24 protein-coding genes and 1 riboswitch are annotated in these 25894 nt (G+C 73.7%); of the genes, 6 read left to right on the top strand and 18 right to left on the bottom strand.

Annotation, left to right across the window (positions count from 1 at the left end):
- Positions 1–52 precede the first annotated feature (52 nt).
- From serS to AB0B57_RS18555, 5 genes are all read right to left on the bottom strand, one after another.
- Complete coding sequence (gene serS / locus AB0B57_RS18575) at positions 53–1336, bottom strand: serine--tRNA ligase (protein WP_357070730.1); 1284 nt, start codon at positions 1334–1336, stop codon at positions 53–55.
- 151 nt (positions 1337–1487) lie between these two features.
- A complete protein-coding gene (locus AB0B57_RS18570; protein ID WP_357070727.1) occupies positions 1488–2570 on the bottom strand; it encodes a MerR family transcriptional regulator in 1083 nt (360 codons plus the stop codon).
- A gap of 25 nt (positions 2571–2595) precedes the next feature.
- Entirely contained in the window at positions 2596–3777 is a 1182-nt protein-coding gene (locus AB0B57_RS18565; protein ID WP_357070724.1) for a saccharopine dehydrogenase NADP-binding domain-containing protein, read from the bottom strand.
- 49 nt (positions 3778–3826) lie between these two features.
- The gene (locus AB0B57_RS18560) at positions 3827–4954 is read right to left on the bottom strand and encodes an alcohol dehydrogenase catalytic domain-containing protein (protein ID WP_357070721.1); all 1128 of its coding nucleotides are present in this window, start codon (positions 4952–4954) and stop codon (positions 3827–3829) included.
- A complete protein-coding gene (locus tag AB0B57_RS18555; protein ID WP_357071047.1) occupies positions 4951–5400 on the bottom strand; it encodes a hypothetical protein in 450 nt (149 codons plus the stop codon). The genes AB0B57_RS18560 and AB0B57_RS18555 overlap by 4 nt, the downstream gene beginning before the upstream one ends.
- A 142-nt stretch (positions 5401–5542) precedes the next feature.
- Between AB0B57_RS18555 and AB0B57_RS18550 the strand changes: the two genes are divergently transcribed.
- Entirely contained in the window at positions 5543–8455 is a 2913-nt protein-coding gene (locus AB0B57_RS18550) for a LuxR C-terminal-related transcriptional regulator (RefSeq protein ID WP_357070718.1), read from the top strand.
- A gap of 11 nt (positions 8456–8466) precedes the next feature.
- Here the strand turns inward: AB0B57_RS18550 and AB0B57_RS18545 are convergent, their stop codons facing one another.
- From AB0B57_RS18545 to AB0B57_RS18535, 3 genes are all read right to left on the bottom strand, one after another.
- Complete coding sequence (locus AB0B57_RS18545) at positions 8467–9015, bottom strand: DsbA family protein (protein ID WP_357070715.1); 549 nt, start codon at positions 9013–9015, stop codon at positions 8467–8469.
- Positions 9012–9509: a redoxin domain-containing protein gene (locus AB0B57_RS18540; RefSeq protein WP_357070712.1), complete on the bottom strand. Its 498-nt coding sequence runs from the start codon at positions 9507–9509 to the stop codon at positions 9012–9014. The genes AB0B57_RS18545 and AB0B57_RS18540 overlap by 4 nt, the downstream gene beginning before the upstream one ends.
- A gap of 122 nt (positions 9510–9631) precedes the next feature.
- Positions 9632–10318 carry a BON domain-containing protein gene (locus tag AB0B57_RS18535; RefSeq protein ID WP_357070709.1) on the bottom strand — a complete coding sequence of 229 codons (687 nt, stop codon included), beginning with the start codon at positions 10316–10318 and terminating at the stop codon, positions 9632–9634.
- Positions 10319–10663: 345 nt separating this feature from the next.
- On the opposite strand from AB0B57_RS18535, the gene AB0B57_RS18530 reads away from it, so the two are divergent.
- Positions 10664–13402, top strand: coding sequence for a cellulose binding domain-containing protein (locus AB0B57_RS18530; RefSeq protein ID WP_357070706.1), 2739 nt, complete (start codon positions 10664–10666; stop codon positions 13400–13402).
- 166 nt (positions 13403–13568) lie between these two features.
- Here the strand turns inward: AB0B57_RS18530 and AB0B57_RS18525 are convergent, their stop codons facing one another.
- A complete protein-coding gene (locus AB0B57_RS18525; RefSeq protein WP_357070703.1) occupies positions 13569–13967 on the bottom strand; it encodes a hypothetical protein in 399 nt (132 codons plus the stop codon).
- Positions 13968–14107: 140 nt separating this feature from the next.
- A complete protein-coding gene (locus tag AB0B57_RS18520) occupies positions 14108–14251 on the bottom strand; it encodes a hypothetical protein (protein ID WP_357070700.1) in 144 nt (47 codons plus the stop codon).
- 387 nt (positions 14252–14638) lie between these two features.
- Between AB0B57_RS18520 and AB0B57_RS18515 the strand changes: the two genes are divergently transcribed.
- The gene (locus tag AB0B57_RS18515; RefSeq protein WP_030330302.1) at positions 14639–15001 is read left to right on the top strand and encodes an STAS domain-containing protein; all 363 of its coding nucleotides are present in this window, start codon (positions 14639–14641) and stop codon (positions 14999–15001) included.
- Between the two features lie 37 nt (positions 15002–15038).
- Here AB0B57_RS18515 and AB0B57_RS18510 read toward each other — a convergent pair whose 3' ends face one another.
- Together AB0B57_RS18510 and AB0B57_RS18505 are read right to left on the bottom strand one after the other, a co-directional pair.
- A complete protein-coding gene (locus AB0B57_RS18510; RefSeq protein WP_357070696.1) occupies positions 15039–15866 on the bottom strand; it encodes a 5'/3'-nucleotidase SurE in 828 nt (275 codons plus the stop codon).
- A complete protein-coding gene (locus AB0B57_RS18505) occupies positions 15863–16840 on the bottom strand; it encodes a PfkB family carbohydrate kinase (RefSeq protein ID WP_357070693.1) in 978 nt (325 codons plus the stop codon). Before AB0B57_RS18505 ends, AB0B57_RS18510 begins: the two co-directional genes overlap by 4 nt.
- 190 nt (positions 16841–17030) lie before the next feature.
- Here AB0B57_RS18505 and AB0B57_RS18500 point away from each other — a divergent pair, with 190 nt between their 5' ends.
- Positions 17031–17498 (top strand): SRPBCC family protein, encoded by a 468-nt coding sequence (locus tag AB0B57_RS18500; RefSeq protein WP_357070690.1) that lies wholly within the window; start codon positions 17031–17033, stop codon positions 17496–17498.
- Positions 17499–17617: 119 nt separating this feature from the next.
- Here the strand turns inward: AB0B57_RS18500 and AB0B57_RS18495 are convergent, their stop codons facing one another.
- From AB0B57_RS18495 to AB0B57_RS18475, 5 genes are all read right to left on the bottom strand, one after another.
- Positions 17618–18091 carry a hypothetical protein gene (locus tag AB0B57_RS18495; protein ID WP_357070687.1) on the bottom strand — a complete coding sequence of 158 codons (474 nt, stop codon included), beginning with the start codon at positions 18089–18091 and terminating at the stop codon, positions 17618–17620.
- 168 nt (positions 18092–18259) lie between these two features.
- The gene (locus AB0B57_RS18490; RefSeq protein ID WP_357071044.1) at positions 18260–19279 is read right to left on the bottom strand and encodes a hypothetical protein; all 1020 of its coding nucleotides are present in this window, start codon (positions 19277–19279) and stop codon (positions 18260–18262) included.
- Positions 19280–19335: 56 nt separating this feature from the next.
- Positions 19336–19467: riboswitch (cyclic di-AMP (ydaO/yuaA leader) on the bottom strand.
- Between the two features lie 112 nt (positions 19468–19579).
- Complete coding sequence (locus AB0B57_RS18485) at positions 19580–20497, bottom strand: cation diffusion facilitator family transporter (RefSeq protein WP_357070684.1); 918 nt, start codon at positions 20495–20497, stop codon at positions 19580–19582.
- A 107-nt stretch (positions 20498–20604) separates the two neighbouring features.
- Complete coding sequence (locus tag AB0B57_RS18480; RefSeq protein WP_357070681.1) at positions 20605–22719, bottom strand: AAA family ATPase; 2115 nt, start codon at positions 22717–22719, stop codon at positions 20605–20607.
- 108 nt (positions 22720–22827) lie between these two features.
- A complete protein-coding gene (locus AB0B57_RS18475) occupies positions 22828–23772 on the bottom strand; it encodes an alpha/beta hydrolase (RefSeq protein WP_357070678.1) in 945 nt (314 codons plus the stop codon).
- Positions 23773–23930: 158 nt separating this feature from the next.
- Between AB0B57_RS18475 and AB0B57_RS18470 the strand changes: the two genes are divergently transcribed.
- Positions 23931–24557, top strand: coding sequence for a carbonic anhydrase (locus tag AB0B57_RS18470; RefSeq protein ID WP_357070675.1), 627 nt, complete (start codon positions 23931–23933; stop codon positions 24555–24557).
- A gap of 201 nt (positions 24558–24758) precedes the next feature.
- Here AB0B57_RS18470 and AB0B57_RS18465 read toward each other — a convergent pair whose 3' ends face one another.
- Positions 24759–25088 (bottom strand): hypothetical protein, encoded by a 330-nt coding sequence (locus AB0B57_RS18465; protein ID WP_007463527.1) that lies wholly within the window; start codon positions 25086–25088, stop codon positions 24759–24761.
- 309 nt (positions 25089–25397) lie between these two features.
- On the opposite strand from AB0B57_RS18465, the gene AB0B57_RS18460 reads away from it, so the two are divergent.
- Positions 25398–25889, top strand: a complete 492-nt coding sequence (locus AB0B57_RS18460) for a DUF3145 domain-containing protein (protein ID WP_357070672.1) — start codon at positions 25398–25400, stop codon at positions 25887–25889.
- The last annotated feature ends 5 nt before the right edge of the window (positions 25890–25894 follow it).

The following is a 25894-nucleotide window of genomic DNA, read 5'->3' as shown; positions in this document are numbered from 1 at the left end:
GGGGCAGGGCGGAGGGGGAGGGCAGCGGGGGCGGGGCGGGGCGGGGCGGGGGTTAGCGGGGGGTTAGGCGGTCTGTTCCTAGGCGGTCTTGGAGGACCTTGGGGATCAGGACGCTGCCGTCGGGCTGCTGGTTCTGCTCCAGGATGGCGGGGAACAGGCGGCTGGTGGCCAACGCGGAGCCGTTGAGGGTGTGCACGAAGCGGGTCTGCTTGCCGCCCGGCTCGCGGTAGCGGATGGCCGCCCGACGCGCCTGGTAGTCGCCGGACCAGGAGACCGACGACACCTCCTTGTACTTGCCGGTGCTCGGCATCCACACCTCGATGTCGAGGGTCTTGCGCATGGCCGCGCTGGCGTCACCGGCGGAGAGCAGCGAGCGCTGGTAGTGCAGGCCCAGCCCCTCGACCAGGCTCTCCGCGTGGGCGAGCATCTCCTCCAGTGCCGCGTCGGCCTGCTCCGGCAGGGTGAACTGGAAGATCTCCACCTTGTTGAACTGGTGCCCGCGCACCGTGCCGCGCTCGTCGGAGTGCGAGCCGGCCGACTCCCGCCGGTAGCACGGCGTGTACGCGAAGGCCTTCAGCGGCAGCTTCGGGGTCTCCAGGATCTCATCCTGGTACGCGCCGAGGATCGCCGTCTCCGAGGTGGGCAACAGGAACTGCCCGCGCGGGGCGGACTCGGCGTCCAGGTGGTAGACGTCGTCGTAGAACTTCGGGAACTGCCCGGCGGCGAAGCCGGCCGAGTCGAGCAGCAGGTGCGGCGGGAGCAGGAACTCGTACCCGGCCTTGACGTGCTGGTCGATGAAGTAGTTGAGCAGCGCCCACTCCAGCCGGGCGCCGGCACCGGTGTACATCCAGAAGCCGGAGCCGCCGAGCTTGACCCCGCGTTCGTAGTCGACGAGGCCCAGCGCGCGGCTCAACTCGACGTGGTCGCGGACCTTGTCGATCACCGGCGGCTCGCCGAAGGTCTTCACGACCCGGTTGGCTTCCTTGCCGCCGGCCACCACGTCGTCGGCCGGCAGGTTGGGCAGCTCACTCATCGCCGTACGCAGCCGCGACTGCACCTCGTCCAGCTGGGACTCCAGCTCGGCGAGCTGCTTACGCTCGGCCTCCGGCGCGGCGGCCTGCGGCTCCTCGCCGGCCCGCTTCGCCTGCGCGTACGCCCGAGCCTCGGCCTTGCGACGCTGCCGCTCGGCGTCGATCTCCGTGATCAGGGTGCGGCGTTCCTGGTCGAGCCGCTGGATCTCGTCCAGCGCCCGGGTGACCTCGGCGGGATCCAGACGCTTCGCCAGCGCGGTCGCCACCGCCTCGCGATCCTTCCGGATTAACTCCATGTCGAGCATGCTGCTCCGTACGCCTCCGTCCGGGGTCACAGGTGAACCACCCGATGCTACCGTCGCGGGCTTTTCCTCCCGGAACGGGGAGTGCGGCACTCCCGGAACGGCCGGAACGGGGAGTGCGGCACTCCCGAAACGGGGAGTGCCGGCCGCGCAGTCAGAGCCGGATCGGCATCAGCACGGAGTAGGTGTCCGCGTCGTCCGGTCGGCGTACGGCCAGCGGGGCGATCGGGCCGTCCAGCTCCAACACCAGCTGCGGCGCCCCGGCCGCGGTCAGCGCGTCGAGCAGGTAGCCGCCGTCCACGCCGACCCGCAGCGTGTCGGAGGCCAGGTCGGCGGCGGGGAGCAGCCGCAGACCGCCCTCGTCGTCGACGCCGAGCACGGTGACCGCCCTGGTGGTGCCGTCGTGGTCACGGGCGACGGTGGGAGCCGCCGGGTCGGCCAGCGCGGCGCGCAGCGTCGCCACGTCCACCGGGATCCGGCGGGCGGCCGGCCGGTCGCCGACGGCCTTGCGCAGCAGCCGGCGGTAGTCCGGGAAGTCGTACGGCAGGGCGGTGCCGGTCACCGTGGCCTCGGCCACCCGCACCCGCAGGTCCGCGCCGGCCACGCTCAGCCACACCGGTCCGGCGTCGGCGGCGTCGAGCAGCGGGCGGAGCCGGTCGACGAGGGCCACCGGCACGAACACCCGCACCGGCGGTCCGTCGACGTCGGCCCCGGCCCGAGCCAGCGCGAGCCGGTACCGGTCGGTGGCGACGAGTCGGACCCCGTCGGGCTCCACGTCGAGCAGCACGCCGGAGAGCATCGGCAGCTCCGGGTCGACGCCGACGGCGAAGCGCACCGCGTCGAGCGCGGCGGCCAGGTCGGCGGGGGAGAGCAGCAGCGTGGTGGTGGCCGGCTGGGCCGGGTCGACCAGGGCCCGCAGCCGGGCGGCCTCCCGACGGGCGTCGGTGAGCCCGTCGGCGAGCCGGCGCAGGTGCGCGTCGAGCATCCGGTGCACCACGGCCGGCTCGGCGCGGACCGCGGCGGCGATCTCCGGGACCGGCACCCCGATCCGGCGCAGCCCGGCCACCAACCGGGCCGGGGTGATCTGCTCGTCGGTGTACCAGCGGTAGCCGGTCACCGGGTCGACCAGGGCCGGCTGAAGCACCCCCGCCGAGTCGTAGAAGCGCAACGCGCTGACGGTCAGGCCACTGGCCCGGGCCAGCTCACCGATGCTGTGCAGGTCGCTCACGCTGGGCATCCTGCCCCCTCGACCCGGTCGAGGGTCAAGCCGAGCGGTCCAGCACCCGGAAGGTGAGCCCGGCACGGACGAGCCGGTCGAGCAGCGCGTCACCCATCGCGGCGACCGGGGTGAGCTGCCCGGCGGTCGGCGGCAGCTCGTCGAGTGCCAGGCAGAGCGCCGACTCGGCGAGCATCTTCGCCGTCTCGTCGTAACCCGGGTCGCCGCCGGCCACCTCGGTGACCACCCGCCGCCCGCCGCCGGTGCCGACGAACCGGACCGTGAACCAGGACGCCGCCCGCTGCTCGGCGGTCGGCCCCTGCCCGGACGCGAGCCGACCGAGCAGCCAGCGTCGACTGGGCGGCAGCCGCACCAGCCCGATCAGCGCGCCGAGCCCGACCGCGCCGGCCAGCACGGTGGGCAGCCGCTTCACCGCGGCGAAGTGCCGGTACCGGAAGTCCGGGCCGTACTCCGGGCGGGCCGCCGCCGACCGGCGGACCACCTGCGGGTCGATTGTCGGCAGCGGCACGGTCCAGCCGCCCACCTCGGCGGAGCGGGCCAGCCGGCCCGGCACGGCGCGGGCCCGGCGGTCGGTGGGGCGCGGCTCGACCGCCCGGCGCTCCCGGGCGGCCCGGCTGGCCTGCCCGGTCCGGGAGAACGCGGTGAGCGCCGAATGGTAGGTGCCGGCGGAGAGGCGGCCACCGGCGCGGACGTGACCGTCCACGGTGATCGGGACGTCGGCGGGCAACTGCTTGATGGTGAACCAGACGCCCAGGTCGTGCGGGATGGAGTCGAACCCGCAGGCGTGCACCAGTCGCGCGCCGGTGTCTGTCGCCCGGGCGTGGTGGCGCACGTACATCAGGTCGACGAACTCCGGCTCGCCGGTGATGTCCAGATAGTCGGTGCCGGCCGCCGCGCAGGCCGCGACCAGCGGCTCACCGTGGTGGACGTACGGGCCGACCGTGCTGGCCACCACCCGGGCGCTCTCCGCCACGGCCCGCAGCGACTCGGCGTCCGTCACGTCGGCGGTGAGCAGCGGCAGGTCGGCACGTGTCGGGTCGATCGCGGTGAGCCGGTCCCGGACGGCGGCCAGGCGGGCCGGGTTGCGGCCGGCCAGCGCCCAACGCAGCCCGGCCGGCGCGTGTCGGGCCAGGTATTCGGCGGTCAGGCCACCGGTGAACCCGGTCGCCCCGAACAGCACCACGTCGTACGTCCGCTCGCCAACCATCCCCGGAGTCTGCCACCTGCTCGCGTCGACGCACGGTGCCGAGCAGACGTCACGGCGTGAACACGGCCCGTACGCAGCCGTCGGCCCGGTCCCGGAACAGCGCGTACCCCTCGGGGCCGTGCGCCAGCGGCAACCGGTGGGTGGCCAGGTGTTCGGTGCGCAGCTCGTCGCGGGCCATCCGGTCCAGCAGCATCGGCACGCTGCGCAGGTCCGGCCGACGGGCCCCGCGCAACGTCAGCCGTCGGTCGGTCACCGTGCCCAGCGGGAACGCGTCGACGAACCCGTCCGTCCCGCCGAGCAGCACCACCACACCGCCCTTGCGGCAGGCGTGCACGGCCTCGCGTCTCGCGTCCGGCCGGTCGGCAGCGAACCGCTCGGGTGGCGGCGCGCCGACAGTCACCACGCACACGTCCGGCCCGCGCCCACCGCTGCGGTCGCGCAGCTCCGCCGCGACGTCGGTGCGACGGTAGTCCAGCGGCTCCGCCCCGGAGTGCCGCTCGGCCATCCGCAACCGCTCCTCGTGCCGGTCGACGACGAGCACCCGGGCGGCACCGTGCAGCACCGCCGCCCGAGCGGTCAACTGACCCACCGCCCCGGCACCCCAGACCGCCACCACGTCCCCGGGCCGCACCGCGCCCAGCTCGGCGGCCAGCCACCCGGTCGGCGCCGCGTCGGCGGCGAACACCGCCCGGTCGTCGTCGACCGCGTCCGGCACCGGGAAGGCACTCACATCGGCGTACGGCACCCGCACGTACTCGGCGTGACCGCCCGCGAACCCGCCCGCCGCCCGGGGCCGGCCGAAGCAGCCGGCGTCCGAGTGTCCCCGGTCGGGGTCGTCGCTCGCCTGGTCGGCATGGGCGTTGTCGCAGCAGGAGTGCAGGCCCTGACGGCAGTACCAGCAGCCGCCGCAGGCGACGCTCGCGCCGACGACCACCCGATCGCCGCCCCGGTGCCGGCGGACCCCGGGACCGACCTCGACCACCTCGCCCAGGAACTCGGCCCCGAGCACGTCGCCGGAGCGCAGCAGGGGGTGCCGTCCGGCCAGCAGCGGCAGGTCGCCGCCCGCGGTGGCACTGCGACGTACCCGGACGATGACGTCCCGCTCGTTGCGCAGCTCCGGGTCGGGCACCTCGTGTACCGCCAGCTCGTCGGCGGCCACCCAGCACAGCGCCCTCACCCGCGGACCTCGGGGCGGTCCAGCGCCGATCGGTCGGCGCGCAGCACCTCGCCGGCCTCCACCCGCTGCTTGATCTGGCGCAGGGTCCGGCGGACCAGCAGATGGGGGTCGTCGCCGACCAGGTGCGCGGCCAACCCGACCGGCGGGGTGGCGCCGGCCACCGGTCGGGCGGCCAGCTCGGTGCCCCGGTCGCCGGGCGCCGGGCGCACCCGCACCTCGACCGCGCCGTCCAGGCGGCGCAGCGGTTCCGGCCACCGACCGGCGGGCAGCACCTGCTCCGGCGGCCGGTCGACGGTCACCACCTCCCACCGGGCCGCCGCGGCGGGGTCGCGGTCCGCGCCGGTCCGGGGACGCCACCGGGGTACGCGCAACAAGCGCGCCGCTCCGCCGCGCGCCGCGCCGCCGAGGGCGGGTCCTGCCCGCACCAGCCGTCCCATCGCTCCCACCCGTCCCACGTCCTCCCGGTCCACGTCCCCCGATCGTCGGTCGCCCTCGGGTGAAGCGTGCTCGCCCGGAAGGGGTGAACCGGCCCGCGTCGGGTAACCGCTCGCCGACCGGGGGTGGAGCGCGTGGTGGGGGTGGGGCTGAGTGCCAGAACAGCAGGATCGCGTACGCGTCGACACGGCACCGGAGCGACCGCTGCTCGCGTCGCGGCTGAGCCCGGCCGTGCCACCGGAGCCGGTGGTGGCCCGGCCCCGGCTGCTGCGCCGGTTGGACGAGGGCAGTGCCGGACCGGTCACCCTGGTCGCCGCACCCGCCGGCTGGGGCAAGACCACGCTGCTCGCCACCTGGGCGCGGCTCGACGGTCAGACGCCCGACGTCGACCCGGGCGCCGTGGTGCCCGACTCCGGCGACCTCTCGGCACCGACACCCAGCCCGGTCCTGGCCTGGGTGTCGGTGGAGGTCGGCGACGACGCATCGCGGCTCTGGGCGTACCTCGCGTCGGCGTTGCGGACCGCGACCGGGTCGGCGGACGGTGGCCCGGTGCCCGACCGGCCGCCCCGACCCGACCAACTGGAGGTGCTGGCCGCCACCCTCGCCGCCGCGGACCGGCCGGTGCTGCTGATCCTCGACGACCTGCACCGGGTCGCCGACCCGGCGGCGCTGAGCGGCGTGGAGTTCCTGCTGCGGCACGCCGGGCAGCGACTACGCCTGGTGATCGGGGCGCGGGCCGGGCTGCACCTGCCCCTGCACCGGCTGCGCCTCGCCGGCGAGCTGACCGAGATCGGCCCGGACGAGCTGGCGTTCACCGACGACGAGGTGGCCGACCTGCTCACCGCGCACGGCGCGGCCCTGCCGGCGGCCGCCGTGCGCCAGCTCCGCGAGCGCACCGGGGGCTGGCCGGCCGCGTTGCGCATCGCCGCCCTGGCGGTACGCGGGCAGCGCGACCCGGAGCGCTGGGTGGGGCAGTTCGGGGGAGACCAACCGGAGATCGCCGGGTACCTCCGCGAGGAGGTGCTGGCGACGCTCGACCCGGCCGAGGAGGACCTGCTGCGTCGGACCGCCCTCGTCGAGACCGTCTGCGCCGACCTGGCCGGGGCGCTGACCGGCCGCGCCGACGCCGGGCAGGCGCTCGCCGACCTGGCCGGGACCGGTGGTCTGCTGCACCGGGAGGACACCCGCCCGCCCTGGTACCGCTGCGACCCCCTGCTCGCCGACCTGCTCCGCGCCGACCTGGCCCGGTTGCCCGACCACGAGGTGCGCGACCTGCACGTGCGGGCGGCCGACTGGTACGCCAACGACGGCCGGCCGGCCGACGCGCTGCGGCACGCGCTGACCGCCGGCCGGTGGGACCTGGCCGGCGACCTGTTCGTCGCGCACTGGCCGGAGCTGACCCGGTACGACAGTGGCCCGGTGCACACCCCGGCACCGGTGGCCCCGCCGGCGAAGGTGCTCCGGGCCGACCCGGAGGTGGCGCTGGCCTACGCTGCCGAGCGCGCCTACGCCGGTGACCTGCCGGCCGCCACCGATCAGCTGCGCGCCGCCGCCGGACACGCCGCGGGACTGCCGGTGCCTCGCCGGCAACGGTTCCTGCGGCTGGTCACCGCGCTGGAACTGACGGTGGCCCGGCTCGCCGGCGACCCGGTGCAGGTGCGCGCCGCCGCTGCCCGGCTGCTGCGGACCCGCCCGGAGGGCGCCACGCCGACCCGGCTGCCGGACTCCGCGTCGACCACCGCGCCGACATCCGGTGGCGGCGACGCCGCCGACGACGCCGACCTGCGGGCGTTCACCGGCACCGGGCTGGGGCTCGTCGGGTTGGCCGAGGGCGCGCTGCCGACCGCCCGGTTCGTCCGTGCCCGGGCGGCCGCCCGGGAGGCCCGCCGGCCGCGCACCGAGCTGGTCGGCGCCAGCCGGGCCGCGCTGCTGCTCGCCCTGCGCGGGGGGCTGCGGGCGGCGGAGCAGGCGGCCCGGGACGCGCTGGGCATGCCGCCGTGTCGGGGCTGGTCCTGCCAGCTCGACTGCGCCTACGCGTACCTGGCGTTGGCCCAGGTGGCGCTGCTGCGCGACCAGCCCGACGAGGCCACCGCGAACCTCAACCTCGCCGGCCCGGCACTCGGCGTCACCGACGGGTGGGCCGACGACACCGGCGACGGCTGGCTCTCCGCCGCCGACGGCGAACCGGTGGCCACCGCGGCGGCGGCGCTGTGCCGGGCACAACTGCACCGCGACGCCGGGGACCTGGCCGCCGGCCAACGACTTCTCGTCCGGGCCCGGGAAGCACTGGCCGACCGGCCGTCCGCCGCCGAGCTGACCGGCCTGCTGCGGGCCGCCGAGGCCGGACTGCGCGCCGAGCGGGGCGACCTGGCCGCCGCCCGCGACCTGCTCGCCGGCACCGCCGACGAGGGGACCGGCAGCGCCGACGGAGGCTCGCTGGTCGGCAGCGCCGACGGGGGCAGCCCGGTCGGCACCGCCGATCCGGCGCTCGCGGTGGCGCGGGCCAGGGTGGAGCTGTTGGCCGGCGACCACGCCGCCGCCGCGCGCAGCGTGCCCGCCTGGCAGGCGCCGACGGCCACGGCCTGGCCCCTGCCGGTACGCCTGGACGCGGGCCTGCTGGACGCCGTCCTGGCCGAGCGGGCCGGGGACGGGCGTCGGGCGGGTCGACTCCTGGAGCAGGTGCTGGACCTGGCTGGCCCGCCGGGCTGCCGGCGGGTGTTCACTCGCGCCGAACCGCCGGTCCGGGACCTGCTGGCCGCACACCTGGACGCGGGCACCGCGCACTTCGCGTTGGTCAGTGACCTGGTGCGCGGGGCTGGGCAGAGCGGGCGCGGGCCCGCCCGCCCGACCACCGAGCCGAGGGGCGCCCTCGACGAGCCGCTCACCGAGCGGGAACTGACGATCCTGCGCTACCTACAGAGCATCCTGTCCAACGTGGAGATCGCCAGCGAGCTGTCCCTCTCGGTCAACACCGTGAAGACCCACGTGCGCAACATCTACCGCAAACTCGACGCGACCCGCCGGCGCGAGGCGGTCCGGCGGGCGCGCGAGTTGCGGCTCATCTGAGCGGAACGCGGTCAGGCGTCACTCGCCGCGTCCACGGCCGTCAACAGGTCGGGCAACTCGTACCCGCCGTCGTGGCGGACGCCGTTGACGAACAGGGTGGGCGTGCCGTTCACCCCGCTGCGAATGCCACCCACGAAGTCCCGGCGCACCCGGTCGGCGTGCGCCCGGTTCTCCACCTCGGCGTTCAACTCGTCCGGCGGCAGCCCGACCTGCTCGACACCGAGCGAGAGGTGCACCGGGTCGAGTTGGTCCTGGTGCTCGTAGAGCCAGTCGTGCATCTCCCAGAACCGGCCGCGAACCGCGGCGGCCTCGGCCGTCTCGGCGGCACGTTCGGCGTACGGGTGGACGTTGGCGATCGGGAAGTACCGGTAGACCAGCCGGACGGTGTCGGACCGCTGCCGCAGCATCTCGTGCAGGTTCGGGTACGCCGCGCCGCAGAACTGGCACTGGAAGTCGCCGTACTCGACGACTGTCACCGCCGCGTCGGCCGGCCCCCGGACGTGGTCCTCGGTGGTGACCGGGTCCCGCAGTCGGGCGGTCACCTGCAGTGGCGTGGTCATCCGGCCATCACCTTCCGATCGGCGGCGAGTTGGTCCAGCGCGTCGAAGATGCCGTCCGCGCCCGGGTTGACGTCCGGCGGCGAGAGGTAGCTCCAGGCCACCGTCCCCGTCGGGTCGAGCACCACGAGCGCGCGGTCCGCCTCACCCCGCGAGCTGTACGCGCCGTAGCGGCGGGCCACCTCGCCCTTCGGCTCGAAGTCGGCAAGCAGTGGGAACTCGATGCCCCGGCTCTGGGCGAATGCCCGGTGTGACCAGATGCTGTCCACCGAGACGCCGAGCACCACCGCCCGGTACTGGGCGAAGACGGGTGCCGCCGACTGGTAGAGCGACATCTGGTCACCGCAGACCGGGCTCCAGTCGGCGGGGTAGAAGGCGAGTACGACAGGTCGGCCCCGGAACTGCTCGGGCCCGGTCAGGGCCCCGTCCGGGGTGGCCGCCAGGGTGAAACCGGGCGCGGGGCGCCCCGGTTGGATCAGCCCGTTCGGATCACTCATGCCACCAGCCTGCTCCCGGGGTGGGTGAGGCCGGCTCACCCACCCCGGGTGGTTTCGCGCTCGCTCAGCGCCCGCCGGGCGTCCGCCGTGCTTGCCCGCGCCCGCCGGGCGTTCGCTCTCGCTCAGCGCAGTACCGGTGCGACCGCGATGTGGTTCTGCACCTCGCGGATGCCCGGCGCGGACCAGGCCACCTGCTCGACCTCGGCGCGCTCCGGCATGGAGTGCACCAGCCCGGCGAGCACCGCGGTGTCGCCGTGCACCCGGACGCTGATCCGCTCGGCCTCGGTCGCCCCGGCCCGGGCCAGGGCGTCGACGATCAGTTCGGCCAGGTTTCGGCCGTCCGGTGCGGCGGTCGGCCGGACGGTGACGCCGTTGCTCACCCCGCGTACGCCGGTGAGCCGCCCGACGGCGCGCTCGGCCGCCCGGCGCTGGTACTCCCACTCGACATCGCCGTGCAGCGTCACCCAACCGGACGAGACGGTGACCTGAAGCTTCTCGATGGGCACGAACGCGTCCCACTCCAGCGCGTGGCTGGCTGCGGCGGCCAGGTCGGGATCGGTGCGCTCGGCGCCGTTGGCCAGTTGCACGGCCAGGTCGTTGGCGACCGCCCGGACCCGGACGACCCGGTGGGCGGCCCGTTCGGCGGCCCACTTCTTGGCGTAGCTGTCCACCCGACCGGTCAGCGTGACCACACCCTCGGCCACGGTCACCCCGATCTCGTGTGGCTGCACCCTCGGTTCCCAGGTCAGCTCGTCGAGGACGGCGGACTGGATGTCCTGGTCGGTGCGGTCGATCTCCGCGATCGCCATCTGGGCCTCCTCCCTGCGTGGGTGGCGGACCGGTGGCGGCTGCGGCCGGAGGTCCGCCGGGGTCCGAGCCTGCCGCCGCCACGGGTGAAGCGTCCTCACCCGCACCGGGTGAGGACCGCAGCTCCGGGCGTTACGGGCGAGCGCCGGGGGAGATGATGGGAGCGCTTCCAAAGCGAGCCCATTTCGGTTACGGTAGTCACATTCCTCGATTGCGGGAGCCGTCGCGTCGGGTGGTGGGAGCCAGGGCAGCTCCGTCCGTCCCGTCGTTGTGCCCGTCCCCCGGGCCACGGCGTCGCCACGCGACCAACCCCGTCCCCCGGGGTTGCCTCCCGAGAGGATCCACAGATGCCCAGAAGTCTCGCCAGCACGGTCGTGACCGTGCTGGCAGCCGCCACAGCCGTCGTGGCGGTCCCGCTCACCCCCGCCGGGTCGGCCTCCGCCCCGACCGCGGCGGAGGCGTACACCTGGCGCAACGTCCCGGTGGGCGGCGGCGGCTTCGTGCCCGGCATCGTCTTCAACCCCACCGAGAAAAACCTGATCTACGCGCGCACCGACATCGGTGGGGCGTACCGCTGGGAGCAGGCCAGCCAGTCGTGGACGCCGCTGCTCGACTGGGTCGGCGCCGACCGCTGGGGTTACAACGGCGTGGTCAGCATCGCCACCGACCCGGTGCAGACCAACCGGGTGTACGCGGCGGTCGGCATGTACACCAACGGCTGGGACCCGAACAACGGCGCCATCCTGCGCTCGACCGACAAGGGTGCCACCTGGCAGAGCACCGAGTTGCCGTTCAAGAACGGCGGCAACATGCCGGGCCGAGGGATGGGTGAGCGGCTGGCCGTCGACCCCAACCGGAACAGCATCCTGTACTACGGCGCCGAGGGCGGCAACGGGCTCTGGCGCAGCACCGACCACGGGGCGACCTGGGCCAAGGTCACCGCCTTTCCGAACGTCGGCAACTACCGGGCCGACCCCAGCGACCCGAACGGCTACAACGGGCAGAACCAGGGCCTGACCTGGGTCAGCTTCGACAAGAGCACCGGCACCGCCGGATCCACGACGCAGACCATCTACGTGGGCGTGGCGGACAAGGAAAATCCGGTCTACCGCAGCACCGACGGGGGCGTGAGCTGGTCGCGCATTCCCGGCCAGCCCACCGGCTACCTGGCGCACAAGGGTGTCGTCGACCCGGTCGGCGGTCACCTCTACATCGCCACCAGCGACACCGGTGGCCCGTACGACGGCGGCAAGGGCGACGTCTGGAAGTTCACCCGGTCGACCGGAGCCTGGGCCCGGATCAGCCCGGTGCCCTCCACCAGCGGCGACGACTACTTCGGCTACAGCGGCCTGACCATCGACCGGCAGCACCCCAACACGCTGATGGTGGCCACCCAGGTCTCCTGGTGGCCGGACGCGATCTTCTTCCGCAGCACCGACGGTGGGGCGACCTGGACCCGGATCTGGGACTTCACCAACTATCCCGAGCGGTCCCGCCGCTACACCATGGACATCAGCTCGGTGCCCTGGCTGACCTTCGGCGTCAACCCGGCGCCCCCGGAGGCCTCGCCGAAGCTCGGCTGGATGAACGAGTCGGTGGAGATCGACCCGCACGACTCCAACCGGATGATGTACGGCACCGGCGCCACCATCTACGGCACCACCGACCTCACCAAGTGGGACACCGGCGGCCAGTTCACCATCCGACCGATGGTCCGCGGGCTGGAGGAGACGGCGGTGCTCGACCTGGTCAGCCCGCCCAGCGGCGCACCGCTGATCAGCGCGCTCGGTGACGTCGGTGGCTTCCGGCACACCGACCTGACCGCCATTCCGCCCATGCTGTTCACCCAACCGGTGTTCACGACCACCACCAGCCTGGACTATGCCGAGAGCAAACCGGCCGTACTGGTGCGGGCCGGGAGCTTCACCGACTCCGACCGGCCCGGCGACAGCCATGTCGCGTTCTCCACCGACGGTGGGGCCACCTGGTTCCAGGGCACCGAACCGTCCGGGGTCAACACCGGTGGCACGGTCGCCGCGGCGGCCGACGGCAGCCGGTTCGTCTGGGCGCCCGGCGACGCCGGTCAACGGGTGGTCTACTCGGTGGGCTTCGGCAACTCGTGGGCGCCCTCGGCCGGCATCCCCGCCAACGCGAGCATCGAGTCCGACCGGGTTGACCCCAACCGGTTCTACGGCTTCAGCGGCGGGCGGTTCTACCTCAGCACCAACGGTGGGGCGAGTTTCACCGCCACGGCGGCGACCGGTCTGCCCGCCACCGACGTCCGGTTCAAGGCGCTGCCCGGCCGTTCCGGCGAGTTGTGGCTGGCCGGGCCCGGTGGCCTGTGGCGATCCACCGACTCCGGTGCCAGCTTCACCAAGCTGGACGGCGTCAGCGCCTCCGGCAACGTCGGCTTCGGCAAGGCGGCACCCGGGCGGACCAACCCCGCCGTCTTCCTGTACGGCACGGTGAACGGTCAGCCCGGCGTGCACCGCTCCGACGACGCCGGCGCGACGTGGGTACGCATCAACGACGACCGCCACCAGTACGGCAACCCGGCCGAGGCGTTGACCGGTGACCCCCGCGTCTACGGCCGGGTGTACCTCGGCTCCAACGGGCGCGGCATCCTCGTCGCCGACCGGACCGATGGGCCGCCCCCCACGACGCCGCCGCCGACCACGCCGCCTCCGACCACGCCGCCTCCGACGACGCCGCCTCCGACGACGCCGCCTCCGACGACGCCGCCTCCGACGACGCCGCCTCCGACCACGCCGCCGCCGACGAGTGGGTGTACGGCGACCTATCGCGTCACCGGCTCCTGGTCGGGTGGCTTCCAGGCGGAGTTGGTGGTCCAGAATGCCGGCAGCGTGCCCATCGCCGGTTGGACGCTCGGCTGGACCTTCCCCAACGGGCAGCAGATCACCCAACTCTGGGGCGGGACCCACACCCAGGTCGGGGCCGTCGTCTCGGTCCGCGACAGCGGCTGGAACGGCGCGCTCGGCGCCGGGGCCACCACCACCGGCGGCTTCCTCGGCTCGTGGACCGGCAGCAACACGCCGCCGACCACAGTCACCTGCCTGAGTCGCTGACCTGGTGATCCGGGCCGGAGGGCCCGATCACCACCCGAGCACCGGTCCGTCGGGCTGCCTGAGGGGTCCGGCACCCGGCGGACCGGTCCACCCCACGATCGACAGGTGCGGTGCGAACGACGCAGGGCCGCACCCAAGCGAGTGCGGCCCTGCGTCGTTCGGTCGTTCAGACCGCCGGGGAGTTGGGCCGGTCCACGTCGACGAACTCCACGTCGTCGACCGCGCGGTCATCCCGGCTGCCGGCGGCCCGCGCGGCCGACCCGACGGCCCAGCCAACCGCGGCACCGACAAGCGCCGCACCGATCAGCAGGGTCCAGGGCAGAGCCGGCTGCCGGCCGGCGAGTGCGTCGAAGGCCAGCGAGGCGCGGCGTCGCGCCTCCTCGGCGGCGGAGCCGACCAGGTCACCCGCACCGTCGGCGAGGTCGCCGCTGTTGCGACGGGCCGAGCGGGCGGTGTCGCGCACACTGTCGCCGGCATAGCTGACGGCGGACAGCAGGTGCTCCCAGGCCTGGTCCGCAATCCGCTCCGGCTTGTTGCGGCGGTCCAGCAGGTTGGTTCCGAACATCGTGGTTACCTCCTCGGGTGCCGAAGCCGCCGGCCACTTCGGACTTCGGCGTCTGTTCAGCGCGTCACGGTTCGCCTACCCCGCCAGTGCCCAGGGCCGTCCGGGCGCAAACCCGGCCGGCTCCGGCCCGCTGCCGGGACTCAGCGCACCGCCACCACGGCGACGCCGCGGGCGAAGTCGTCGTCGTCATCGTCATCATCGTCGTCGCCACCACCGAAACCGCAGGCCAGTACGAGGGCCAGCAGCACGCCGACGCCGGCCAGCCCAGCAAGTCGTTTGATCATCGAAGATCCTCTCCGTCACGGGCGGTGTCCCGGCCTGATGCTAGGTGGCGTCGGCAAGCCGACGGCGCGGAACGGGCGGGTATCCGCAGGCGACACGCCGGTGGCAGCGGGCGGGCCGTCGCTTGTGGGCCGGTTGTCGGGCGCGTCGGGCCGGGGCCGCTACCCTGGTTCGGCGGCGTGTCGGTCACGACGGGTCGTCGGAGGTCAAATAACAAAAAGTCTTGAGCAATCAGATACTCAAAAGTGCGGATATGGGTGCCTTTGTGCGGCCGGATCCGCGAATTGCTCATCCCGAGGGGTGGCGACCGAGGCTGTCGGAGGAATACTCTCGGTCGCGGCCCGCGTACTGATGAGGCGCCCGGGGGACGGGCGGGTGGAGGTGCTCGCGTGAGCCTGTCGATCGTGAAGTCGGTTTTGTCCGGTGGAGTCGTGGAGATCGCCCCGCGGGGCGAGATCGACGTCGACACAGCGTACGAGGTGCGTGAGGCGATCGCGGAGGTGCTGGCCAAGGGCCGACCGCTGCGCATCGAGCTCAACATGAGGCTGGTCACCTTCATCGACTCCGTCGGCATCAGCGCCATGGTTGCCGGCTTCCAGACGGCCGAGGTCAGCGACGTCAAGCTGGTGGTCACCGAGCCGAGCCGGTTCGTGCACCGGCAGCTCTGGGTGACCGGCCTGCTCGGCCTGTTCGGTGCGCCGGAGCCCTACTTCGCCGGCGCGGCCACCCCCGAGGTGCTTCCCGGCGCCTGAGGTCCTGCCCGGCGCCTGAGCGCGCCCGCCATGACCGTCAGGGCTGGTCGTCCAGCCCGGTCAGGTCGACATCCGTCGCTTCGGTGACTGCCCGGATGGCCGTCACCGAGGCGTACCCGGCGGCCAGCAGCGCCACGTCCGTGCCGGGCTGCGCGGCCTGCCCCGGCTCCTCCAACGACGTCCGGACGAAGCCGTGGCCGGATTCGGCCACCGTCATCTGCACCTGACCGAAGCTGGCCAGTGTGCCGCGTCGCACCCCACGCAGCCGCCCGTGCGGCAGGTCCGGGGCGTTGACGTTGAGCACGCTCTCCAGCGGCGCGGAGGTCAACCGGGGCAGCAGGTCCAGGGCGACCCGCGCGGCGGTGCTCCAGTGCCGCTCGGCGTCGCGTACCCGGGCAGCGGCGTCCACCGCGGCGCCACCGCTGGCTGCCGTCGCCTCGCCCGCGGAGAGCACGTCCAGGGAGACCGCCATCGCCCGGCAGCCGTTCATCGCGGCGGTGAACGCGGCACCCACCGTCCCGGAGTGCAGCACGGCCCGGCCCGCGTTGGCACCCCGGTTGATGCCGGAGAGCACCACCGACGGCGGCGGGCCGAACGCGCCGTGCAGCGCGATCAGGGTGATGAAGCCGGGGGAGCCACCCACCCCGTACGCCGGCACACCCGACAGGTCCGGCAGCGGGTGGTCGTTCACGACGACCCGCCCGTCCCGCTCCACGGCGCTCATCGCGGCGCTGGTGCCGCTCGCCTCCTCCAGCGGCGCCGCGACCACCACGTCCAGGCCCCGCTGTGCCGCCGCCCAGGCCAGGGCCTGGATGCCCGGCGCGGCGATCCCGTCGTCGTTGGTGATCAGCACGCGCAGGGTCATCGCTCGACCACCCGGTCGGCCAACTCGTCCGGGGTGGTCCGCTCCTGGGGTCGGCTGTCCGCCGGCACCAGCCGGACCCGCTCGACCAGGCCGGTGATCGAGTCCAGTCGTCCGGTGCCGAGGCCGTGCCGGGTCACGTTCATCGCCCCGGCGGCGGCACCGGTGCGGATCGCGGTCCGGATGTCCCCGCCGCGGGCCACGACGGCCGCCACCCCGGCGGTCATCGAGTCGCCCGCGCCGCGCGGGTCGGCGGCCTCCAACCGGGGCATCTCCACCTCGAACATTTCCCCGTCGATGAGCGCCAACGCCGGCTGGTCGGCCCGGCTCACCACCACCGTCTCGGCACCGGCGGCGTGCAGCTCGTACATGGTGCGGGTCAGCTCCAGGCTGTCGTCGCTGCGGGCGCGACCGTCGCGGATCAACTCCTCGTGGCTCACCTTGAGGAAGAACACGCCGCTCTCCAGCACCGCACCGAGGTGATCGCCGGAGAGGTCGACCACCACCCGGCCGCCGTTGGCGCCGAGGTCGGCGGCGAAGCGACGGTACAGGTCGGCCGGGACGAGCCACGGCTCGTTCGGCCCACTGAGGACGCTCACCGCGGCCCGCAGGCCCTCGCCGAGGGCCAGGTTGTACAACTCGTCCAGCTCGTGTCGGCTCAGCGGCTGCCCGGGCACGTCGGCGATCTCCTGCCGCGAGCCGCCCCGGCGATCGTGCACGTACCCGCCGCTGCCGGAGTCCCGGACCACCACCTTGAGGTCCACGCCCTCGCTGACCAGGAGTGGCTCCAACACCTGGCCGATCTCGCCGCCGAGGGCGGCGCAGAGCACCACGTCGACACCGAGCGACAGCACCATCCGGGCCTGCCAGACACCCTGCCCGCCGGGGTGCAGGTGCAGCTCCGGGTGGTCGTTCGGCTGGTCCACGGTGACCGTGAGCTGCGGCGTGGGTGCGAAGACCATCACGTGCCCGCTCACCTGTTGTCACCGCGCATGATGTCGCCCTTCATCCCGGTCGGGTGATTTGCCACCAACCGACCTTAATGCGATGACTGGCGGTGCGGCACCCCATCGGCCGGGGTTCGTCCGGGCATCCGGCCGCCGTCGGGCGTTGCCAGTCAGGCATCGGTACGGGACGATCGTGCGATCAAGCGACGGCGGGAGACGTGTGCTCAGCAGTGATACCTTCAGCTACACCGTCCAGGCCCGGTGCTCGCTGGCCGAGGCGGCGGCGATGCTCAGCGACCTGACTCGACAGGGTGAGCTGCACCCGCTGATCGTCCAGGTCCGTCAAGTGCCGCCCCGACCCGGCGCCCAGGCCAGCTACACGATCAACGACAGGCTGGTGGCCGGCCCACTACGCTTCCGCACCACGTACCACGCGGACGTGCTGAGCAGCAGCGACGACGAGATCATCATGGTGGCCCGGCAGTGGCCCGCCACCACCGTGCACAACCACACCCGACTGCGCGCCGAGCCCGACGGCCTGGTCCGGATCGACGTCGAGATCACCCTGACCGCACCGACGCCGCTGTTCCGGTACGCGTTCCGCCAGGCGCGGGCCGCTCACCTGGCCCTGGCCGCCCGCCTGGGCCCAGCCCTCAACCGCACCGGCGACCCACCGCCCCCGGCCTGACCCGCGCCCTTGCCCGCCCGGGTCCCGACCCGCCCGCGGCCCGCCGCCCGGGTCCATGATCGTTCTCGATCCTGGATGTGGTGGCCTGTTGACGCTCAGGAGGCCACGACATCCTGGTTCTAGCGCGATCTTGCGGGGCGACGTCCCCACGGCTTGTACGTGGACAGCACCGTCGCGATGAGCAGGAGGGTGGTCGACACCGCGGGTGCGATCACCAGGTCGGCGCGGTCCCGTGCGGGCAGGGCGGCGCCCAACTCTCCGGCGTGCCGCAGGTTCGGGGTGAGCAGGAACAGCACCAGCCCGGCCATCACCGTGGTGAGCACGAGCTTGACCAGCACCCATCGGTAGCGCACGAGGCCCCACGGGGTGAGCAGCGCGCTGGCGACACCGATGAGCCACACCAGGACGCTCAGCGGCGCGAACAGGACGGTGCCGACCAGCGCGCCGACCGGGTAGAGCACCGCCGGGTCGGCGCCCCGCTGCACGGCGATGCCGAGGGTGAGCAGCACCAGGTCCGCGCCGAGCCAGCCCAGCGACGTGACCAGGTGCAGGGTGAGAAGGCCCTTGCGGGCGGCGGGTGGGATCCGAGGCATACCGCAAGGCTGCCCGCCGGCTCTGGCCGGGTCGTCCGACGAGCGGCGACATCAGGGGTACGCCCGCTGACGTAGCCGGCCAGCGCCGCGCGACTGCCCGAACGAACGTGATGCCTGTGAGCCATCGTGATGACTCACAGGCATCATGCGCTGCGGGGAACGGCCGGGTCAGTAGACCGACAGGTGTACGTGGTTGGTGTGGTCGGTGGACGGGGTGCCACCGGCGCCGCTGTACGACTTCCACCCGCTGCTGGGCAGCCAGATCTGCCGGTACCAGATCACGTACAGCACGGCGAGTCGGTCGGCGTTGCGGATGAAGTACGCGGCCAGGTTGTTGCCGTACGTCTTGTCGCCGCCGGTGGCGTTGCCGCCGAAGCCGCTCGTCTGGGCGGCGAAGTCGCAGGCCCGGCCCTTCGGGTGCTCGCCGGAGCCGCTGGGGCGGTGACAGGAGACGTACCGGGTGAAGCCGGCGGCCTTGGCCTGGTTGAGCGCGTGCAGGGTGCGCGGGGTGATGCAGCCGTTGGCGGGCGTGGGGTCGTTGACGCTGCACGACTCGGAGGGCCAGGAGCCGTCGGAATTGCGTGGCGCCGCCTTCGCGTTGGCGGTGGAGGTGCCCCGGTTGGAGCTGGTGTCGGCGGTGGTCTGCGGAGGCTTGGGCGTGTTGGCGACGGTCAGGGCGCGTTCGGCCTGCTCCTTGCGCTTGGCCATCACGGTGACCTGCTTGCGTTGTTCGGTGATCTCGCCGTTCAGGGCGGCCCGGGTGCGATTGGCCTCGTCCTTGGTGGCGAGCAGGTCGCGCAGCACCCGGTCCTCGTTGGCGGCCACCGCCTCCAGGGCGGCGGCCCGGTCCATGAAGCCCTCCGGGCTGCTGCTGTTGAGCAGCGCCGACACCGCGCCGAGCCGGCCGGTGCGGTACGCCACGCCGGCGATCTGGCCGACCTTGCCGTCGCGCTGGGCCAGCTCGACCTCGATGGTCTTCAGTTGGGTGGCGAGCTGCTGCTGCCGCTGCACGGAGGTGTCCAGAGCGCGTTTGGCGTCCAGGTAGCCCTTGCTGGCGGCCTCGAGTTGGGCACGCAGCGACGGGGTGCCGCCCTCCTCGTCGGAGTCGGGTGCGGCGGCGGCCCGCAGGCCGGTCGGGGGAGCGGCCGAGGCGGTGCCGGCCGGGATCGCGAAGCCGAGGGCGAACATCGCGACGATCAGGGCCGCCAGTCGGGCGGCGGGTGGTCGTGCTGGTGCCACTGCGCATGTCCTTCCGTCAGCCGCCGACCGGGTTAGCTGACGGGTTCGGGACGGAAGATCCCTACCGCTGACGCGGATGCACCCCAGGAACGTGGTTCCCCGGTTCGCCTGGTTGGGCGATTAGGCGGCGACCGCCACCGGCGCCTGGAGGGCGCCGCCTGGTGGAGGCCGGGACCGAGCCTACCGGTGCCGGTGGGGCTGCTGCAGCCGATGTGACGGAAGGTGCGCACGTCGTCACGGAAATGGGTGTTACCACTCGATCGAGCCGCAGGCCCCGGTGGCGGCGCCGGGCTCGATCTGCAACGTCGCGTGTTCGATCCGGAAGTCGTCGTGCAGGGCGGTACGCGCTGCGGTCAGCACCGCGCCGACCTCCGCGTCGGGTGCCATGGTCAGGTGCGCGGAGGCCACCTCCATGCCCGAGGTGAGCGTCCAGACGTGCAGGTCGTGCACCTCCACCACACCGGGGACGGCGGCCAGCCGGTCGTGCACGGCGGTCACCTGGAGGTGTTCCGGGGCGGCCTGCACCAGGATGCGGACGGCGGCACGGGCCAGCCGCCAGGTGCGCGGCAGGATGAACGCGCCGATGGCGACCGCGACCAGCGGGTCGGCCCACCACCAGTCGGTGACGGCGATGAGCAGTGCGGCGCCGATCACGCCGAGTGAGCCGAGCAGGTCGCCGAGCACCTCCAGGTAGGCGCCCTGCAGGTTGATGCTCTCCCGGGCGCCGGCGCGGAGCAGGGCGAAGGCGGCGACGTTCGCGAGCAGGCCGAGTACGGCCACCACGAGCATCGGGCCGGCGACGACCTCGTGCGGGTCGCCGAAGCGGCGGATCGCCGCGATCACCACGTAGATCGCGACGCCGGAGAGCAGGACGGCGTTGGCCAGTGCGGCGAGCACCTCGAGGCGGTAGAGCCCGAAGGTGCGCTGCGGGTCGCCGGTGGCCCGTCGGGTGGCGGTGATCGCGGCGAGCGCCAAACCGATGCCGAGCACGTCGGTGAACATGTGCCCGGCGTCGGAGAGCAGGGCGAGCGAGCCGGTGTGCAGGGCGGCCACCGCCTCGACCACCATCAGGGTGGCGAGCAGCCCGAACGCCGCCCAGAGGCGGCCCCGGTGCTGCTGTGCGGCATTGGCGACGGACCCGTGGTGGTGGTCATGACCTGCGCCCACGAGATCCACCTTCCGCTGCCGGCCGGGGCCCGGTCAAATGTATGTTCACATCGCTATGTGTGCAAGTGTCAGGTCGGCCGCCGGCCCGTGCGACGAGCGGGCACGGATCAGCCGGTCGGGTCGATGGTGGTGAGTCGCTGCGTGGCCCGGGACAGCGCCACGTACAGGGTGCGGACCCCGGCACCCGGATCCGCCCGGATCTCGCTCGGTGCGACAAGCACGACCCCGTCGTACTCCATGCCCTTGGCCTCCAGGCTGGTGACCACCTGCAGGCGCGGCGCGTCGAGCGCGGCGAGCCAACCGGCGACCTCGTCCCGGCGGGGAACCGGCGTGATCACCCCGACCGTGCCCTCCACCTCGGTCAGCAGGCCGGCGGCCGCCTGCACGGTCGCGGTCGCCAACCCCGTCGCGGGCACCACCAGCTCGACCGGATCGACCCCGGTGGAGCGCACGGCCGTCGGCAGCGGCAGGTCGGGGTAGAGCCGGCGGATCTCCGCCGCCGCCACCGCGAAGATCTCCGCGGAGTTGCGGTAGTTGGTGGTGAGCGTGAAATCGTGGCGCTTGCGTCGGCCCAGCGCCTGGTCCCGGGCCCGGTCCAACTCGTCGGGGTCGCCGGTCCACGCGGTCTGCGCGGGGTCACCCACCACCGTCCAGGAGGCCAGCCGACCACGCCGACCGACCATCCGCCACTGCATCGGTGAGACGTCCTGCGCCTCGTCCACCACCACGTGCGCGTAGTCCCGGTAGTCCTCCGGACGCTCCCGCGCGGCCGCGCGGGCGGCCCGCTGCCGGTCGCTGGCGGTGCTCAGCTCGCGGACGCCGCCGGCTAACTGGAACGGGTCACGCCGAGCCCTGGCCGGCTGCGCCGGCTTGCCGAGCAGGGCGTCCAACTCGTCCAGCAGCGCGATGTCGGCGATGGTCAACCCATCCGAATCCAGGTTCCGGTACGCGGCGGTCAGCAGCCGGATCTCCGCGCCGGAGAGGATCCCCCCGGCGTACCGCCGCAGCCGGTCCGGCCGCGCCAGCCAACCGAGCACGTGCCGCGGGTGCAGCCGAGGCCACCACGCCTTGAGGAACTCGCGGAACTCCGACCGCTCGGCGATCTCCGCCTCGAAGGTCCGCTGCTCCGGCAGTCGAACGCCCACCTCACGGGCCTGCGCCCAGAGCGCGGCGAAGATCCCGTCGAAGCCGGCCCGGCGGACCTCGTTGCGGCGGGCACCCCGGTGCAGCGCGCGGTCCCGGATCCGGTCCAGCGCCGCCCGGTCCAGCCGCAGCAACGTGCCCCGGTAGAGCAGCCGCAGCTCACCCGGGCCGCCCGGGACCGCGTCGCGGGCCGCCCGCTCCAGCACCCGGCGCATCCGCAGCGAGCCCTTCACCGCCGCCACCTCGGGCGGGTCGGTGCGGGTGGCGCTCATTCCCGGAAACAGGGTGCCCAGCGAGTGCAGGGTCGCGGTGTCCTCACCGAGCGACGGCAGCACCGAGCCGATGTACTCCACGAAGACCGACGACGGGCCGACCACCAGGATGCCGCCGCCGGCGTACCGGCTGCGGTCGGAGTAGAGCAGGAAGGCGGCCCGGTGCAGGGCGACAGCGGTCTTGCCGGTGCCGGGGCCGCCCGCGACGATCGTCACCCCGGAACCGGGTGAGCGGATCGCCTCGTCCTGCTCCCGCTGGATGGTCGCCACGATGTCGCGCATGCCCCGGCCGGTGGCCTTGGACAGGGTGGCCAGCAGCGCGCCGTCGCCGACGACGGTCATCCCCTCCGGGGCGGCGTTCGGGTCCAGCAGGTCGTCCTCGATCCGGGTGACCCGCTCGGCGCGGGACTGGATCGTGCGGCGACGCACCACGTCCAGCGGCTGCGCCGGAGTGGCCTGGTAGAAGGCGGCGGCGGCCGGTGCCCGCCAGTCGACGACAAGCGTGGTGGTGTCCTCGTCGCGGATGCCGAGCCGCCCGACGTGCAGCACCTGCCGGTCCCGCAGGTCCAGCCGGCCGAAGACCAGCCCCTCGTACTCGGCGTCCAGGACGTGCCGCCGCTGTGCCGCGTGGAAGACCATCGCGTCACGCTCAACCAACGAGCCGTACGTGCCCACCCGGGCCATCCGGTAGCCGTCACGCTCGGCACGGACCGCCGACTGCCGCAGTTCGGCGAGTCGCGCGTACACCCGGTCGAGGTGGCGTTGCTCGACGGCGATCTCCTGCTCCAGGCCGGTCTGGTCGGTCAACGCACGCTCCTTCGAAGGTCGCCGGCAGGCGGCGGGAACCGCGCGAGCCGACCGCAGAAGGGTACGGCCCCGCGCCTGGCCGGCCGCGCCCGAGGTGCGGGAACGCGCTCAGACACCCGTTTCGGCGGGCGTCGCCCCCCGGCTGCGGGACGGCGGTTCGGCGAGCACCCGACGCAGGACGCCGGTGAGGGCCGCGTTGACCTCGTCCGGGCGCTCCATCATCAGCATGTGCCCGGCACCCGGGCAGACGGTCAACTCGGTGGCCGGCAGGGCCGCCGCGATCGACTCGGCGCACGGCGGTGGGGTCAGCCGGTCCCGGTCGCCGACCAGGGCGGCGGCCGGCAGGTGGGCCAACGCGGTGAGGGTGTCCAGTCGGTGCTGGGTGCCGATGGAGGCGCGGAACCCGCCGATCGAGCGCAGCGAGGCACGAGCCACCGCGGAGGTCACCAGGCGGATGTCGGAGGGGTCGCAGCGGTCGCCGAAGAGCATCCAGCGGATGCTCGGGCGCAACGCGTTCAGCAGCGCCCGGGGCGCTCGCCAGGAGCCGCACCGGGCCAGCACCCCGGCACCTGTCGTCTCGGCCAACCGGATCAACCGGGCGATCCGTGGCGACAGCCCGTAGACGGTGTGCGTGTGCCCCTCGGCGGTGGTCGACACGAAGACCAGACCGGCCGTACGGGCGGCGAAGTGCGCGGGGTGGCGGTGGGCGTACTCCATGATCGTCATGCCGCCCATCGAGTGCCCGACCAGGACCACCGGCCCGACCGGCGCCACCGTGTCGAGCACCGCGGCCAGGTCGTCGCCGAGTTGGGCCAGGGTGGCCGTGGGCAACGCCATGCAGCTGGACCGGCCGTGCCCCCGCGCGTCGTAGGTGACCACCCGCACCGACCCGCCGAACGCCGCGGTGAGCGCGTCGACCTGCCGGTGCCACGCGCGCCCGTCCAACGTCCAGCCGTGCAACAGGATGGCGGTGACCTGCGCGTCCGTCGGCCCCGTCGCCTCGACGTTGAGCCGTACGCCGTCCGGCAGCCCGACCTCGAACCGCTCCGGCATCGCCACCTCCCCAGGGCCGCCCGGCACCACCAGTCCCACTGGTACCCGGCTACCCGCCACGGCAGCACACCAATCACGCCGTCGCCAACATTCCCGACCCCGCCCGTGGGGTCCGACGGCGGGCCAAGCTGGACGGCATGGGGTCCTCGGGAGCGCCCATGGGCGGGGCATCGGGGCCGGGGCGGCAGGCCGGCGGCACTCCTCGCGCCGCGCTGGCCGACCTGCTCGCCGGCAACCGGCGGTTCGTCAGCGGCCAGCCGATCCACGGGCACGACGTCACGGCCGCCGCGGCCGCCGCCTCCGGCGACCAGCAGCCGTACGCCGTGGTGCTCGGCTGCATCGACTCGCGGGTGCCGCTGGAGGCGATCTTCGACCAGACGTTCGGTGCGATCTGCGTGATCCGTACCGGTGGGCACGTGCTCGACCGGGCGGTGTGCGGGTCGATCGAGTACGTGGTCGGCCAGCTCGGCGTACCGCTGGTGCTGGTCCTCGGTCACGAGCGGTGCGGCGCGGTCGGCGCCACCGTGGACGCGCTGCGCGCCGGGGAGCGTCCCGGCGGCTCGCTGGCGCACCTGGTGGACGAGATCGCCCCGGCGGTGACCGAGGTGGGGATCGACGACCCGGCGGTGCTGCCGCTCGCGATCCGTCGGCACGTCCGGCGAACGGTAGGCACGCTGCGCGCCGACGACCTGCTCGCCGGGCCGGTCGCCGCCGGACGGGTGGCCGTGGTCGGTGGCCTCTACGACCTGGCCACCGGCGAGGTCACCCTGCTCGACCCGGCCTGAACCCGCCCGCCGCGCTCGACCGACGCCGACGCCGACGCCCGCGCGGCGTGCTTGATCGACTCGGGTTTCGTGATGTCGGGGTGTCCGGCCGGCCGGGACACTCCGGTTTTCGGGAAGCCGAGTGGATCTCGCCCCGGACACGCGACACCGCCCGCCGGGAACTCCCGGCGGGCGGTGTCGATGGTGCGGTGGGGGAGGGGCTCAGCCCTCGAAGACGCCGGCCGCGACCAGGCGCTTCTCGGTGGCCTCCCAGCCGTCGTTCGGGTGAACGGCAGCCAGGTTGTTGATCTCCGCCCGGATCTTGGCGGCGTGGCCGGCGGCGGCCAGCACGCGGATCTCCTCGACGAAGGCGTCGGAGTCCGTGCGCAGGTGCGCGGTCTTGCCGTTGGTCAGGTTCCGCACGTAGGCGTGCTTGCCGCCGTTGAGCGGGATGAGGTACTTGAACTCGCCCAGCACGCTGAGGGCGCCACCCTGGCCAGCCTGGCCGGCCCGGACGGACGCGCGCGCGGTCTTAGAGGTGTTGCTCGCCACGGAGGTACTCCTTGCAAGACGTACGGGAGGACTGGACGTCCGGGGGCTGTGTGCGGGCCACACTGCGCTCGACCCGCGAAGGTGTAACGCGGCATAAGCCGCCGATGGAACTGTACAGGACCACGACATCATGCTGGTCGTCGCGGTGTCCTGAGAGGCAACGGCGGCCACCCGTCCGGCTATTCCACCCGGCGTTTTTTCCGATTCCCTGGCGCACCACGCGTCACAGGAGTCATCATGTGTTGCAGCAACCACCTGGGTGGACGAGGTCGTAGGGGAAGACGCACCTCGCTCTCCCGGGAGGTCACCGTGCCAACGCGTGGCGTCGTATACGTCCACTCGACCCCACTCGCCGTGTGCTCGCACGTCGAGTGGGCGATCGCGCGCGTCCTAGCCGCGCCGGTCAACCTGCAGTGGACGGCTCAGCCCGTCGACCCCGGCGCACGCCGGGCCGAGTGCGGGTGGACCGGTCGTCCGGGGACGGGCGCCGAGCTGGCTGTTGCCCTACGGCAGTGGCCCATGATCCGTTTCGAGGTCACCGAGGAGCCGAGTCCCGGTGCCGACGGCGAGCGGTTCATGTACGTGCCGGCCCGTGGCCTGTTCCGGGCCACCGTCGGCGTGGCCGGCGACATCCAGCTCGGCGAGGACCGACTACGCGCGCTGATGGTCGCCTCCCGGGCCCCGGAGGCGCTGGCGCACGCCCTGGACAAGGCGCTCGGCACGGCGTGGGACGCGGACCTGGAGCCGTACCGGTACGCCGGCGACGGCGCCCCGGTGACCTTGCTCACCCGGGTCGGCTGATCCGG

This window comes from Micromonospora sp. NPDC049101 (assembly GCF_040648675.1).
In the GTDB taxonomy this organism is placed as follows: Bacteria; Actinomycetota; Actinomycetes; order Mycobacteriales; family Micromonosporaceae; genus Micromonospora.
This window is presented reverse-complemented; position numbering and strand designations above follow the sequence as displayed.